Source organism: Arcanobacterium phocae, assembly GCF_018913465.1.
GTDB classification, from domain to species: domain Bacteria; phylum Actinomycetota; class Actinomycetes; order Actinomycetales; family Actinomycetaceae; genus Arcanobacterium; species Arcanobacterium phocae_A.
In genome coordinates, this window is record NZ_JABAPM010000003.1 from 36,285 (window position 1) to 51,732 (window position 15,448).

Below are 15,448 nucleotides of genomic sequence, written 5' to 3' on the forward strand. Positions count from 1 at the left end.
TAAAATCGTCTATCAGCGTTATCATTATGTGGTTGGTAAAACCATACATCGGGGTGTGGCGCAGTTTGGTAGCGCGCTTCGTTCGGGACGAAGAGGCCGTGGGTTCAAATCCCGCCACCCCGACCAAAACAAAATGTCCTCTGGTATACGCGATTGTACACCAGAGGACATTTTGTTTATTTCCTGTTTTGGCTAAAAATTCTATTCTAGATTTTACTTCCAATATTATTGGAAATGTACTTATACCATGTCTACGGAACACGAAGTAATGCCTCATGAATGATTTTCCTAGCTTTAACGACGAAGTTACGACTCCGACTGCGGTAACTCCGCCCCCAGCGAGTACTCAGCAAATGCCACCGCAACAGGGGCAGTTCATTCCACCGACACCGGCACCAGTACCAGTACCACGCATTCCACTTACTCCACAGCAAAAGAAGCGCCGTCTCTTGATTATTATCGGAGTGCTTAGCGTGGTTGTGCTCCTAGCAGCTGGCTTCATCTTCGCTACTATCGTCAACCACAATCGCACTCCCGAAGCTCAAGTTCGCTCATATTTAAGTGCTATCTCCGCAGGGAAGGCAGATCAAGCGAATTCCATTGTTGATCCAGGTATCGCAAATGGTGACAGAGCATTCCTTAATGATGACGTGTTAAAGAACGCCGATCAGAGAATCGAAGTCCTCGATATTCATGAGCTTTCGTCAGATGAAATCGATCAGCGCCGCTACGGAATCATAGATTCACTGTCGGCTAATCTGCCTACTGATGTTGCTGCCTCTCGTTACCTCGGTGATAATTCTGCTGCGGTAGTAGAGGCCACATATAGTCTTGACGGCGTACATCACAGTAGTTACTTCATCGCTACACCAGGTAAAAACGAGAAGCTCATTCTTCACACGTGGAATATCAAGACCCCGCTCATCCGGTCGGTAACAGTAAATACCAAGCTTCCGGGAATCAGCATTGGGAATACGGACGCAGAAGTTGAACAAGATTCTTACCGTACCAAGATATATGTCTATCCTGGAATCTATACAATAACTGAATCGAGCGATTCAAAGTATCTGGCAGCTAAAGAAACTCTTTCAGTTAATTCGAAGAACGAATATATCGACATGGATGCTCAGCTCACTGACGCTGCAGAAAATCTTGTTCTTGATACGGTGAAAAAGCAGTATGACCGCTGTTCTTCCATTGAAGGAAACTTAGATCAGGTGTGTCCCTATGCCGTTAGAAACAAGAACTTAGAGGTGCTTGAACCCGTGACTCCGATTACCACGATCGAGCACATGGGAGATTATGACTTCACTTCAGGCCAAGGGACAATCCGAATTAAGCCGAATCCAACTCCGTTTAATGAGGATCCCGAAGCCAAAGAAATCGAATTTGTTTTCGAAGGTTACATCAGCATCGAAAAAGGCGAACCTAAAGTCAAGCTTTATAACGCACGAGCTATGTGGTGAACTTTCATATTCTATGGGTGGGGCCGGACGATGGTAATCGTCCGGCCCCCTTACCTATGTCTACAGTTTGATAAATTCTTCTGCTGTAGCGTAGGAAGTTTGGGTACCAAGTTTGGTTACTGAATCAGCCGCATACCGATTAGCTTTTTCAAGAGCCAAACGGACATCACCAGTTTCAACAACATAATGACTGAAGCATCCAATAAAAGCATCACCTGCACCTGTGGTATCACGGGGTTGGACATCGAACGCAGGGAGGAGCTCATCTACCCCGTCTGCCATCCACAAAACACCCCGCGATCCGAGCGTGACAATAACATTCTTCATACCCGCTTCTAAGAGAGCTGAAGCCGCATTGCGCACGTCGTCAAGCGTATCAACTGGCATGCCAGTCAATAGTGAGAGCTCAGATTCGTTCGGCATAAAGTACTCACAATCTTTAACATCAGAGAGCACTAGGTTTGGCTGCGCCGGCGCCGGATTGAGCAGAACTGGAATATCATGTTTCTTGCCAAATCGGATCGCAGCATAGACTGTTTCTAGTGGAACTTCGAGCTGCAGTACAATCAGTTTGCACTGCGCTATATCAGCTGCTGCACTATCGATATCTGCTGATGAAAGCTGGGCGTTTGCTCCTTTGATAATCAGGATCGAATTATGCGATTCGGCATCTACAAAAATCGGCGCCACACCAGAACTGCCTTCGGTTCGCATGACATACCGGGTATCGATTCCATTCTTTTCAAAATTCGAAACCGTATTATCCGCAAAAATATCGGTGCCAACACGAGTCACCATCAGCACTTCAGAACCAAGCCGGGCAGCTGCCACTGCTTGGTTTGCTCCTTTGCCGCCACACCCCATCTTGAAATCTGGAGCTTCAAGCGTCTCACCTTCAGCTGGCATACGGTCGATATAGGTAATCAAATCAACCATATTGGATCCGATGACTGCGATATCCATATTTACTCCTTAATTCCTGTGGTGACGATAAATTTACGCGTTTCTCCGGCTGCTAACTCAATGAGCGTACCAGCTTCCTTTGCTGCCAAGAAGCCTTCTGGTCGAGACGTTCCGGGGAGAACAAATGCGGCGACTTGCTGATCTGCGTTGTAAAGCACCCAGCGCGTTGCTACTGGGAACTGTGACGAGTCGAATTCAGTGCGGAAGACGACGCCGTTTTCACCCGCGAGTTCGAACCCTAAATGTTCACCGTATTGGGGTAAATCATCAGCAAAGAAAACAATTTCTGGGTCAAATTCTTTGGCGTAAGCTAGTGAAGATCCATCGATGCGACCATCAAGAATCTGTTCATTGAGTTCGGTCCAGCGCGGAGTTGGATGAACATGCGCTGGAACTGTTGTTCGTAGCTTGAACGCACCGGCAGGAAGAGTTTCTGTCATCACTCCGTTCTCCACAAATGCGTAATTCATGTGACACATGTATTGCAGTGGCATCGGAGCATACTTCGACAAATTCGTAATTTCCATTCCGATGTCGAACATCGACGATCCTGGCCGTAGTTCAACGTGAGGTACTGCCCGATAGTGATGTCCAAAGCCTTGCACGTATTCGTAGCTTGACACGATGCGAACTGCGCCATCGTCGTCGACTTCTAACCAGGCATCATCCATTGTTGAACACGGGAATTCACCGTGAAGAACGTGATCGTCTTCTGGCGATGGACAGCCGGCGGCGAGCAGACCGGAATGGAACGCAAAGCACCCGTAGGTATCAACGATTTCCTGGCATGGTTTAGGCTGACTAAACATATTCGTCATCCGTAAAGACGTTCCGTCAAATTCCGCGTCCCAAATGATCTGGCCCATAAACGGAAGAACTTCAACATACCCGCGGCTGTTTTCTAGTCGGAGCGATTCGACTCCAGACGGGTAACGGAAGGCTCGAACAACAGTGTCATGACTTTCGATAATAGTAGTTGTGCGCTCACTAAACTGGTGACGATGCAATGGAACAGTAATCATTTTTCTCACCTTTCAATTGTTTGGGTAGCTTTTTCGGCACGGTGTTGTTTGACGAAGTAAAGAAGAACGACGACGAAGCACACCAGCGACACCGAGAACGCAAGCTGCATCGAACCTGTGGTATCTGAGACAAGGCCCTGAATAACTGGGATAACAGCACCGCCGATGATGGACATAACGATAACCGCACCACCGGTTTCGGTGTGTCGCTTGTCTTTGATCGAGTCAAGGGTACGAGCATAGATGGTTGCCCAGCAGGGACCAAACAAACCAGACGTCAGAATGGCGGCATACACTGCGGTCATATTAGGAACTGTGATGACCCAAATAAGAGCGGCAACACCACATATTGAATAGCCGATCAAAACAAGGTTTTCGTTGAACTTGGTCATCAGAATGTTTGCTACAAACTTTCCAATAAAGAAAGCCACGAATGCCCAGATCATGTAGTTTGATGCGGTACGTTCGTTGATGGATTCGTCGAGGTTTAACGCGAGACGAATAGTGAACGACCACACTGCAGTTTGCATGCCAACATACATGAATTGGGTAAAAATACCGGTAGCAAAAGTACGGTTTCCAGCTAAGTAGCGCAGCGTCTCACCAATCGAGGCTTTGACCTCTTTATTGTTCGATAGTGGCTTGCAATGCGGGAATTGGGTAACAGCGATAACAAGCATCAGGACTGCCAAGACTACAATGATCCAGCGGTACGGGCCAAGGGTGCGCTGAAGCATGTCTTCAGCAAATTGTTGCCGTTCAACTCCAGTGAGGGAGTCGAGTTGTTTTCCGAGCGATTCCCCCTCGGTAAAGATGAGGTACTTGCCAAGCAAGATGCCGAAAATTGATCCTAGCGGGTAGAACGTTTGTGAAATGTTGAGGCGTAATGTTGCATATTTGCGCGGACCGATCATTGACGAATAGGTGTTTGCTGACGTCTCGAGGAAGGATAGACCTACAGCGATCGCGAATAATGCTGCTAGGAAAACAGTATATGTTGCCATGTGTGAGGCCGGGAAGAACAGCATGCAACCGATGATGTAGAAACTGAGTCCTACGAGCAGTCCTGACTTGTAGGTCCATTTACCAATCACACGCGAGGCTGGGATGGCGAGTAGGAAATAGCCGCCGTAAAACGCTGACTGAACAAAGGCGGATGCGAAGTCTGATAATTCAAAGATTGATTTGAATTGGGTAATTAGGACGTCGTTAAGAGATGCTGCTGCACCCCACATGGGGAAGCAGATGGATAGCAAAATGTATTGCAGGATTGGGGTCTTATTTAAGTACCCGTCTGGTTGTTGCACCGTAGGATCTTTTATTAGTCCAAAGGAAGAATTGGTAGCCATTGGTAAACCTTTCATGGAGTTCGTCATTGAACTTATGATGTGGATTACCTTTAATCTAGCTTTTCGATAACGAGCAGGGAACCACGACAAGTAACGATTGTTCCGCCACAAAAACGTTGCTACAGCAACGAATAATAAGTATTTTGGAATGTATTTAAGCTATTTTTTGGAGCGTTCGTGCTTGAATGGAACATTTGTGCCGACGATATACCGAGCAGTGTGTACATCTGTCACTAATCTATTAACGTATCCACGTTCGAGAGCCGCTTTAACGACGTCGGCTTTCTCCGTACCCCCAGCCACAAGAATCTTTTGTTCTTTATGACGCAACTCTGGCAATGTAATCCCGACAGTACGATTATTAAGATCCGGTAAGCAAATTCGACCTTCACGATCTACAAATCGGGCACAAATATCGCCAACAGAACGCGAAAAAATAATCTCTTTTTCATGAAGAGACAGCGGGCTCGCATTGATTAATTCCCGGTTCGTTCTTACATCACCAACCGTATAGACTGCGATACGAGCATGGACACCTGCGTCCAGCACTCGGCGTACGTGCGGAGTCTGGGTAACCCGTGTTCGCAATGGTACAGACGCCAAAAAAGTCGGCGCTGACAGGTCGTAACATCGTGCGCTGAATGCGGCAGCAAATCGTTCCAGAGTGCTAGGACGTCCAGGGCGTGGTGCCGGATCAGATAATCCGCAACTGAGCTGAATGACATCAACATTCCGACGTGGACGCGGTTCAAGATAATCCGCAACTGTACTCATCGTCCGTGAAGGGACCAACCCAATAGTGTCACCATCACGTACTAGCGAACCTACCAGGTGTGCGCCAGCCCGTCCTAGCGCATCTCGCATCGCGTCTGCTCCGGAACGTGCCGGACTCACTAAAACAGCGTCTAGCAAATGATAGCGACGTTGCAATTCAGCAACCAGTAATTCATCTTGTTCACGCGGATCAAGTACCCGCACCTCAATAAAACCTTGGGCGTGTGCATGAGCTAAAAGTTTTGACACTGTAGGCCGAGATACGTGAAGACGCTGGGCAACTTGTTCCTGATTCAACCCCGAGTAATACAATTTGGCCGCATCAAGAGATTGAATATCGCGACTGTTCAGAGGGTCCATAACTGGATAATAGAACACAACAGCGGACGGAACAATAGATCGATGTTTTCCACCATACATTACACCATCAATGTAGCTGTGTCCTCGATGGCTAGAGGGCCATCGAGGACACAGTACCTACCGGTTATAGACGGTTAGGAATTTGACCGCCGTAGAACAGCTAACGAAGCAGAACCAAGGCTCAACAGGAGAACCACAATTCCTGCTGAGATGCCCACCTGGGCACCGGTTTTGGCCAATACGTTTTCAGTCTTAATAGCAGCTACCTTCTGTGGCTCTTGCGGAGCTTTCTTGCTGCCAGAGACAACCGTCAGCTCAGCAGTAGCCACGAGGCCACCACCGCGCACTTCAACATGGTGTGTACCGGGCTCGAAATCTGTTGGAACGTGCCATGTTATGGTGGCGATTCCCTGCGGATTCGCTTTCACTACACCAACTGTTACCGGATCGGAATGCACACTAAACGTAATCTCTTCACCCGGCTGGAAACCGGTTGCAGTAAACATAATGTCACCACCAAGCTCGATCGTATCTGGGCTTACTGCCACAACTGGCTTCATTTGCGGCTGATCAGAAGTATCCTTGTTCGGGATTGCTGGCGTTAGCGTTGGCGCATCGATCGAAACCCCTGGCTTATTCTTAAGCTCTTTGATTTCCGTTGCCAAAGCTTTATTTTGCTCCTCCAGCTTAGATATCTTATCCTGAGCTTCCTTCAGCTCCGTTTCCACTTTATCTTGAGCAGTTTGGAGCTGCTTGTTTTCAGCTTCGAGATCCGTGATCTTCTTATCGAGCTTCGCGCTCTTTTCTGCAAACTTCTTGACAAGCTCAGCCTTCGCAGCTTCGGCACGGACTAGATCAGCTGTTAGTTTCTTCGCATCACCTTGTGCAGTAGCTAAATCGGCTTCAATCTTCGCAACCTTTGCTTCAGCTGTTGCTAAATCTGACTGAGCTTGTGCTTTGTCAGCTTCCAAAGTTGCTTTTTCGGCAACGAGCTTTGCATTATCAGCTTCAATCTTCGCCTTGGCTGCTACTAACTGTGTTTTATCTACTTCCAGCTGGTTCTTCTCCTGTGAGACCTTTGTGAGCTCTGCAGTCTTAGCTTTCAGCTCAGTATCCTTCTTTGCAACTTCGTTTCTCAGATCGGCAGCATCCTTCTCTGCTTTGTTGACATCCGGGAGCAACGATAACTTGTCAGTAATATTCAACCAACTAAAGTCTACTGTCCGGTAGAGAATCTCAGATTGGTCACCTTCATATAGAATTCCGAACTTCCCATTACCTAATGGCTCCATCGTCGAATATTGCATCGTTCCGGTCTTAAACGTCTGAGCATCTTCCCAGTTCTTGCCATCGTCAAAGCTAACGCTGACAATGCCATTAATTCGATGTGTTTCGCTGTTTGCATGCGAAGACAAGAGTATTTTTGCTCGCTCACTGTTTTGTGGCGCATCTGGAAACGCACGAATAATGGAGGCATTATTGCGGGGATCTTTTAATCTTTTGTCGTTAGTTTTATCGATCGTGTAGGTCTGTCCTCCATCATCAGAAAGAGCATAATGCCGTCCAATCGACGCCGTTTCATAACGGCGGGAGCTAAGTAAAACTTGTCCGTTGGACAATTCGACGACCTTATTTTCATCCATCTGCTCACCGTAGTTTCCTCCTATAGGATTGCCTACCTGCCACGTTTTTCCATGATCGTCTGAGTAAAGCGAAGCAGCTTGATGGATGCCGGATGCCCACGGACCGTTATTAACAACTGTGTATTGCTGAATGAGTCGTCCTTTATGATCACCATATTTCAGCTGGATTCCGCGTCCGGAGGCAGCGAAACGTGCATACTGATCTTGTCCCTTGGAAATCTGTTCGGTCACGGGAACGGGGTCCGACCACGTCTTGCCTCGATCATCAGATTTCACATATACGGTATGAATAATATCGCGATTGCCCGGATCAAATCCTTTTTGAGAATGTGCAATACCCGCGTTGAAGCTCTTCACAAAGAAAGCGAAAATCGTCCCTGTTTCTTCGTCCACAACAAAAGACGGATCAGAATACCCTACTTTATTAGTTCCTTGGGATCCCTGCACAATAGTCGAAAACTCACTCCAACTATCACCGTCATCATCAGAGTATTTCATAATAATACTGTTCGGATTCGGGGCATCACCACAGTTGTTAGGCCTCCCATCCCAAGCTGCGATAAGGCGCCCTTGTACTTTTGCTAAAGCCGGAATTCGATGGCAGGTATAATTCGCTACGCCCGCCTGAGCCAATTTCACTATTGGATAAGAATCCTTCGGGATCTGTTCAAATTCACCAGCCTTGTACACTGGTACTGTTTTCTTTACAGTCACAGACTGCTTGTCGGATGAGTTTGACAGGGATTCTGCAGTGAAAGTGAAATCAAGAGTTACCCAACCATGTTCTTCATCTGTCTTAGTTACGATGTAGGAAGGGTACTCCTTAAACTGTTGCGCTCCCGCTTTGCAACTAAATTTTCCACCATTAGCTTTTGAGGGGAAATTCTTCCAATTACAACTATCTGTACTAGTAAATGTATTCGATGTCCCTACGATATTAACTGCAGTATCGAGTTGGGATTCGAAACGTAGTTCTGTCGTGATTGTTTCACCAACACTAAACTTGTCCCCTGCATGTGGGGTAGACAAGTTCATAATGGCTAACCCGGTAGAATTCATTTCTCTGCTGGGTTCTGTTGCGGCAGTGATAGCCGGATCTGGCTCAGTATTTTGATCGGCGTAAGCTGGACATGCCGGCACTAACATCAACCCAGCGACTGCAACTGTTGCAACCATTTTGGAGACAAAACTCCTCATTGCATCTTCTCCTCTAATAGACACCATTGTCTTATCTGTATCCTATGGCATTTAGTTAGCAGACATCTCACAAATACAGAAAGAAAGGAATTTCGCAAGATTTCAATGTTTCGAGTATAGAAAAGCCCCAGAAGTGTCAAAACACTTCTGGGGCTTAGCCTAAAAGAATCACTTCTTCATCTGGCTACCCGCATAGAACCCGATGGCGACCATGGCGGTAATGGTGCAGACTACCCAGCGAATCCAGTCGATTCCAGGCGTATCAATTGGGTACCCAAAAGCAGAGAGTACTAGATTACCTAAGATCACCCCTACAACACCAAGAGCAACAGTTGCTATCACAGATAAGTTGGCACCCTTAAAGAACTTAGCGAGAAAGCCAATCACCGCACCAAAAATAATCGTTCCAATGATGTTAAACATAAAACACAACCTTTCACGGCACTCAGCTCGCCATGAGTTTTGTTGATAATGAACGACGAGCACTACTTTCACCCTATCGAAACACAATAAGTAACTCAGCTTTATCAGCTATTCGTGGAACTACATATAAGGTATATATGGAAGGTGAGCGACTATCTACACGACAGTCGCCCACCTTCACAATGACAGTTAATTATCTAGGATCAAGGTGCACAAAACCTCGAACCAATCAACTATCAGATATTCACTTTCCGCGTTCTTCAGGAGTTACACACTAAGAAGTTCCTTCAGATATTTATATCTAACCAGCTATCTCTCTAAAACTTATGCGCAGTGGCTGGGAATTATCTGAAAGTTTTTAGTGCTGATCAATAAGTGGGTCATTTCGCCACAACACCACAGGTTCCCCCAACCAATATTTCACAGTCCACCACAACAATTCGATAATCCCAGCAGCTACCAAGCCAATAACAATTGCCCACCACATCGCCGTACTATTTGATGAATCCAGCATGAAAATATCTTGGGTGAAGCTCCAACTAAAAATAAGACCATAACCTATCAGCGGCAAAACAATCAGCCCGATCTTCCACCACGACCACGGCCGAGCTACGCACGCCAGAACCCATGTAGACGGAATAATCAACGCCACTAACGCCGCCGTCGAACTCTGCATAAACGAATCATCAAAATTCCCCTGCGCCACAAGTATGTACGTCACAAACGCACTAGCACCAACGACTAAACCAGCTGGCATTGCAAACCACAGCACGCGCTGCACAAAGCCACTGCGCGCCCGCTGATTATTCGGCGGCAACGAGAGCAAAAACGCCGGAATACCAATCGTAAACCATCCCGTAATAGTCACATGGATCGGCTGGAACGGAAACGGCACGGCAGAAATAATCACTAGCATCGCCAATACTGCCGAATAAATAGTCTTGGTCAAAAATAGGTTAGCAACCCGCTCAATATTGCCAATCACCCGGCGCCCCTCAGCAACCACATACGGCAAAGTTGCAAACTTATCGTCAAGCAACACAATTTTGGCAACCGACCGAGTAGCAGGCGATCCCGAACCCATCGCCACCCCGATGTCAGCATCCTTCAATGCCAACACATCATTGACGCCGTCACCAGTCATCGCAACCGTATGCCCTGCCTGTTGCAACGAACCAACCATTTTCCGCTTCTGATCCGGTGTCACCCGGCCAAAGACAAGATGGTCTGCCACCTGCTGGTCAAAATCATCAGCCGTCAACGTGCGTGCATCAACCGTCTGCCCGGCATCCATACCAAGCTTGCGAGTCACCGCCCCAACCGACGCCGCATTATCACCCGAAATAACCTTGACCGTAACATCCTGCTCCGCAAAATATGCCAGAGTATCGGCAGCATCCGGACGAACCTTCTGCTCCAAAACAACCAAACCCACCGGTTCGACGCCGGACAGCTTCGTCTCGTCATCCACCGGCTGATCAGTATGGGCCAACATCACAACCCGCAAGCCCGAAGCACCCAACTCCTCTGCCGTATGCGCAGCCGGCGTACCGCCCGCCAACACATCAGCAGCACCCAGCAACCAACTGCCGTGATCGTCAAAAGACACACCCGACCACTTCGTTGCCGACGTAAACGCATGGCGGCTCGCCACCATCCAGGGCTGTTCAACATCCCCGCACGCCTGCGCGATTGCTTTCATTGTGGAATTAGGATCCCGATCCGCTGCCGCCAACTGAGCTAACGCCTCCCGAGCAGCCGACGCATCGCCGTCGTCGAACACTCGCAACGACTCAAAAACCATCCGGTTCTCCGTCAACGTACCCGTCTTATCCGCACACACCACGTCAACGCGAGCCAGCCCCTCGATCGCCGGCAACTCCTGGACCAAGCACTGACGCTTACCCAACCGGATAACGCCCAGCGCAAACGCCGTCGAGGTAATCAGAACCAAACCCTCCGGCACCATCGGAACTAGTGCGCCGGTAATCTTCAAAATCACTTGATCCCACGCGCTCGTCCCCTGCGAAACCTGCGAATAAATAATGAGAATCCCAACCGGAATCAGCACCCAGGTAATGTACTTCAGAATCGAATTAATCCCCGCCTGCAATTCCGATTTCGCCAACGTAAACCGTGAAGCCTCCGCCGTTAAGCGCGCCGCATACGAATCTGCGCCAACCTTACTCACCCGATAAGCGCCCGTCCCCGACACCACGAACGAGCCCGACAAAATCTCATCGCCCGGCGCCTTACGCACCGCATCCGACTCGCCTGTCAGCATCGACTCATCAACGCTCAGCCCATCAGAATCAACAACCTCGCCGTCCACCACAATCTGGCATCCAGCACGCAACGCAACCGCATCATTAAGAACCAGCTCCTCTTGAGCCACCTCAACAATCTTCCCGTCACGCCATACCTGAGGCCGCTCTTCACCGATCAAGGAGAGGGAATCCAACGTCCGCTTAGCACGCAACTCTTGCACAATACCAATCCCAGAATTCACCACGATCAGCAACCCAAAAGCCGCATTGATAATCGAGCCAGTCGTCATCACCATCACGAACAACACCGTCAAAATAGCGTTAATCCGCGTAAAAACATTCGACCGAACAATATCAGCCACAGTCTTACCCGTGCGCGGCGGCAACGTATTCACCCGACCATCCGCACAACGCTCAGCAACCTGCTCGCTCGACAAACCAACCGACATGATTCCCTCTCCCCTCAACCGATCACTTCTTCTGGTACAACGACTTGCGCTGGAAAACCGGCTCCGTCGTCACATACACACCCAAGTTTCGGAAAATAGTTTCATCAACCGAACCCAAAATCGTTGTCACATGAACATTGCAATGCTTCAGATTCTTCAACTGCGCCATCGCATTACGCGCATCCTGGCTCGTACCTGCAGACACGCTCAACGCAATCAACACCTCATCGGTGTGCAGCCGCGGATTACGCGAACCCAGATGTTCCGTCTTCAGCGCCTGAATCGGCTCAATCGACTGCGGCGACAGCAGCAACGCATCCTGATCGATCCCTGCCAGATGCTTCAGCGCATTCAGCAACATTCCGGCCGAGCATCCCAATAGTGGCGTGGTCTTACCAGTAATGATCGTGCCATCAGGCAATTCGATTGCCGACGCCGGACCACCAGTTTCCTGCGCCCGCTTCAGTGCTGGCGCAACCACCTTCCGATCCGCCGTCGTCACCCCAGCCTTACGCATAATATGACGGACGCGATCCGACAACGTCGAATCCAACGCTTCCTTACGTTCCTCAACTCGAGCCTGGTAATAACGACGAATAATCTCCTGACGCGACGCCTCCCGGACAGCTTCGTCATCCGAAATGCAGTAACCAGCCATATTTACGCCCATGTCGGTAGGGCTCTTATACGGCGACTCACCCGCAATCCGTTGCAACAGCGTGTGCAATAACGGGAACACGTCAATGTCGCGGTTGTACGAAGACACCGACTCGCCATAGGCTTCCAGATGGAACGGATCAATCAAATTCGCATCATCCAAATCCACGGTAGCGGCCTCATAAGCCAAATTCACCGGATGATCGAGCGGAATATTCCAAATCGGGAACGTCTCAAACTTGGCATAACCAGCCTTCACACCACGCTTCGCCTCGTGGTAAATCTGCGACAAGCAGGTAGCCAACTTACCAGAACCCGGCCCCGGGGCCGTCACAACAACCAAATCACGCGACGTCTGAACATAATCGTTCTTGCCTAGTCCCTCATCCGAAGCAATCACATCAACATTCGACGGATAACCCGGAATAATCCGGTGACGAGCCACCCGCACGCCCATCCGCTCCAAACGCTGCATGAACGTCACCGCAAGCGCATTCGACTCCTCAAACTGAGTCATCACCACATTTTCCACCAAGAACCCACGCTCACGGAAAATATCAATCAACCGCAACACGTCTTCGTCGTACGTAATTCCCACGTCCGAACGCATTTTCTGCCGTTGCAAATCCTTCGCATTCAGGCAGACAATAATCTCCACCTCATCGGCAATCTGCTCTAACATGACAATCTTGTTGTCCGGAGTAAACCCAGGCAAAACTCGCGATGCATGGTTATCATCGAAAAGCTTTCCGCCCATCTCCAAATATAGTTTGCCGCCAATCTTTGCGCGACGCTCCACAATATGCTTGGACTGCATCTCAATGTACTTTTCACGGTCAAACCCAATTTGGAAGCCCATGCTCTAACTCCTTCACGTTCGTGGGCCTGAAGCCCCTGCCTATTTCAGCGGTCTGACTGGATAACTGCGTTATATCAGCAAGCCGCCAGAATAAGGAAAAGCTCCCTGCAGAAATCCACGAGAATTAACTCGAACGACTTCTAGGGAGCCCAACAACGGAGCTTACGCGCCGATGCCTTTCCTCGTCAAATGCTTACTCATTTTGATAAACCGAAGCTCGCCCCTTTGTCAGGCTGCTGCGGCTCATCTTTAATATCCGCAAAATACTTCGACATCTCATCCAAGTGCGCTAATTCTTCCGCGCTTGCCTCATATAGTTCGTCTTCACCAGGCATCCACACGATACCGGGGACGTTCCACTTCTCGCGCTTCATCACCTTTTCTACTTGGTGAGCCGGTTTCCCAGTGAGGCGATCAACATAAATACGGCCCTTGAGATGGTCATACTCGTGCTGCAAAATGCGGGCAAACCAGCCGGTTGCTTCGAGGTCATACCACTCGCCTTTTTCATCTTGAGCATGCAGGACTGCGCGTGGTGAGCGACGTAGGCCGTACTGATAGCCAGGGAAGGATAGGCATCCTTCCTCATCTGAAACCGTTGGTTCTAGAACATCAACTGGTTCGATCAAAAGCGACGGATTGACTGCCACGCCGCGCTTTGGACCAGTATGTTCCGGGCCGTCATACATCCACACAAACATTGCCAAATCAAGGCCGATCTGCGGAGCAGCCAAACCTACACCTGGAGCAACTTCGCATGTTTCGAACATATCTTCGGCCAAGGTGGCAAGTTTGCTGTCAAAAATCTTAACTTCTGCACTGGTTTTATGGAGAACCGGCGAACCGTAGACGTGAATTGGATAAAGCATACCTATAGCCTACGGGATTGTGGACGCGGGTGTGGGCTAAACCCGGCATTAGCGCAAACCTCGGCAAATATGGCCTTGATTTGCACTATTGCCGAGTTTGCTCGACGCCAACCAGATTATCCACAGCTGTGGACTGCTCGCGACGACTGGTTGCCTATATCTGGCACCCTAGAGAACATGGAAAAACAGGTATTTCGCCGTTGGCAGTTGCCCGCTCCGTTGAATACCAGCGAGCGCAAACTTCGCCGTGCCGTCGAGCAAGGCGTTCTTGTTCGGCTTGGACACCGCTGGTATGCCGTTGCACAGACAGACAGACTAGCAGTTACCGCTGCCAACTCCGGAATGCTTATCGGTTGTTGCACCGCTGCACGCGAGTGGGGATTATGGGTTCCGTTCGAGAAAACTCCACATCTTATCGGCGATCGAAAATCGTGCCAGCAGGCTATTGCCGGCGCGATCATTCACCGTGCACTCGATGGATATGGGCGTCTAGGGGTACACTATCCGCCATGTAAAGCCCCGCACATCGTATGTTCGTTGATCGAAGCATTGGAACAGATCGTTCACTACCACGATGCAGAAACCGGGTTGATAGTTCTCGAGTCTGCATTAAACCAACGCAAAATCGATTTGGTCACGGCGGATCAGATTATTAGTAGTGCCCAAAAACGTAAACAACCTATTCTCCGGCGGCGAATCAGCACTGCCCAATCCGGTAGCGAAACACGAGTCCGAAATTTTCTACAGTCACTGGGCGTCATGGTCCACGCTCAAGTAGATATTCCAGGAGTGGGGCGAGTAGCTCTGCTGGTTGGTCGTTCGCTCGTTATCGAATGTGACAGTACTACGTTCCACAGCGAACCACTTAATGTCAATGAAGATCGGCGCCGGGATGCCGAACAAATTCAGCTCGGCTACACCGTTGTGCGACTGAGCTATCAACAGGTTTGGCTAGATTGGGATGCAACACAGGCCTATATTCAAGCTGTTTTGTACACCCAAAACCACCTCAAACCACCACGTCCATTGAGGATGCCGCTTAATAGACATGGCTTCCGGTAGCTAAACCCGGCAATAGCGCAAACCTCGGCGAATACGGCCTTGATTTGCGCTATTGCCGGGTTTGCTCGACGCTCACCGTAGCTCCTAA

The 15,448-nt window shown here is 49.2% G+C and carries 11 protein-coding genes and 1 tRNA gene; 3 read left to right on the forward strand and 9 right to left on the reverse strand.

The annotated features are described in order from the left end of the window. Positions 1–49 precede the first annotated feature (49 nt). A tRNA-Pro gene (locus KSO86_RS04590) sits at positions 50–126 on the forward strand. A 149-nt stretch (positions 127–275) separates the two neighbouring features. After that, entirely contained in the window at positions 276–1,466 is a 1,191-nt protein-coding gene (locus KSO86_RS04595; RefSeq protein WP_216378430.1) for a hypothetical protein, read from the forward strand. Positions 1,467–1,526: 60 nt separating this feature from the next. On the opposite strand, the gene rbsK is transcribed toward KSO86_RS04595, so the two are convergent. The 9 genes from rbsK to def all read right to left on the reverse strand — a co-directional run bounded on the left by rbsK (position 1,527) and on the right by def (position 14,298). Further along, the gene (gene rbsK / locus KSO86_RS04600) at positions 1,527–2,429 is read right to left on the reverse strand and encodes a ribokinase (RefSeq protein ID WP_216378431.1); all 903 of its coding nucleotides are present in this window, start codon (positions 2,427–2,429) and stop codon (positions 1,527–1,529) included. Positions 2,430–2,431: 2 nt separating this feature from the next. Continuing rightward, positions 2,432–3,451 carry an aldose 1-epimerase family protein gene (locus tag KSO86_RS04605; protein WP_216378432.1) on the reverse strand — a complete coding sequence of 340 codons (1,020 nt, stop codon included), beginning with the start codon at positions 3,449–3,451 and terminating at the stop codon, positions 2,432–2,434. Between the two features lie 5 nt (positions 3,452–3,456). Further along, on the reverse strand, positions 3,457–4,800 hold the full coding sequence (gene fucP / locus KSO86_RS04610; protein WP_253280517.1) for an L-fucose:H+ symporter permease: 1,344 nt from the start codon (positions 4,798–4,800) through the stop codon (positions 3,457–3,459). Positions 4,801–4,959: 159 nt separating this feature from the next. Next, on the reverse strand, positions 4,960–5,934 hold the full coding sequence (locus tag KSO86_RS04615; protein ID WP_216378433.1) for a sugar-binding transcriptional regulator: 975 nt from the start codon (positions 5,932–5,934) through the stop codon (positions 4,960–4,962). Between the two features lie 134 nt (positions 5,935–6,068). Then, a complete protein-coding gene (locus KSO86_RS04620) occupies positions 6,069–8,774 on the reverse strand; it encodes a sialidase family protein (protein WP_216378434.1) in 2,706 nt (901 codons plus the stop codon). Positions 8,775–8,942: 168 nt separating this feature from the next. Next, positions 8,943–9,197, reverse strand: coding sequence for a GlsB/YeaQ/YmgE family stress response membrane protein (locus KSO86_RS04625; RefSeq protein WP_216378435.1), 255 nt, complete (start codon positions 9,195–9,197; stop codon positions 8,943–8,945). Between the two features lie 358 nt (positions 9,198–9,555). Next, on the reverse strand, positions 9,556–11,913 hold the full coding sequence (locus tag KSO86_RS04630) for an HAD-IC family P-type ATPase (protein ID WP_216378436.1): 2,358 nt from the start codon (positions 11,911–11,913) through the stop codon (positions 9,556–9,558). Between the two features lie 22 nt (positions 11,914–11,935). Beyond that, a complete protein-coding gene (locus KSO86_RS04635; protein WP_216378437.1) occupies positions 11,936–13,429 on the reverse strand; it encodes a DUF1846 domain-containing protein in 1,494 nt (497 codons plus the stop codon). A 197-nt stretch (positions 13,430–13,626) separates the two neighbouring features. After that, entirely contained in the window at positions 13,627–14,298 is a 672-nt protein-coding gene (gene def / locus KSO86_RS04640) for a peptide deformylase (RefSeq protein ID WP_216378438.1), read from the reverse strand. Here def and KSO86_RS04645 point away from each other — a divergent pair. After that, positions 14,281–15,360, forward strand: a complete 1,080-nt coding sequence (locus KSO86_RS04645; protein WP_216378439.1) for an endonuclease domain-containing protein — start codon at positions 14,281–14,283, stop codon at positions 15,358–15,360. The two genes, def and KSO86_RS04645, sit on opposite strands and share 18 nt — an antisense overlap. The last annotated feature ends 88 nt before the right edge of the window (positions 15,361–15,448 follow it).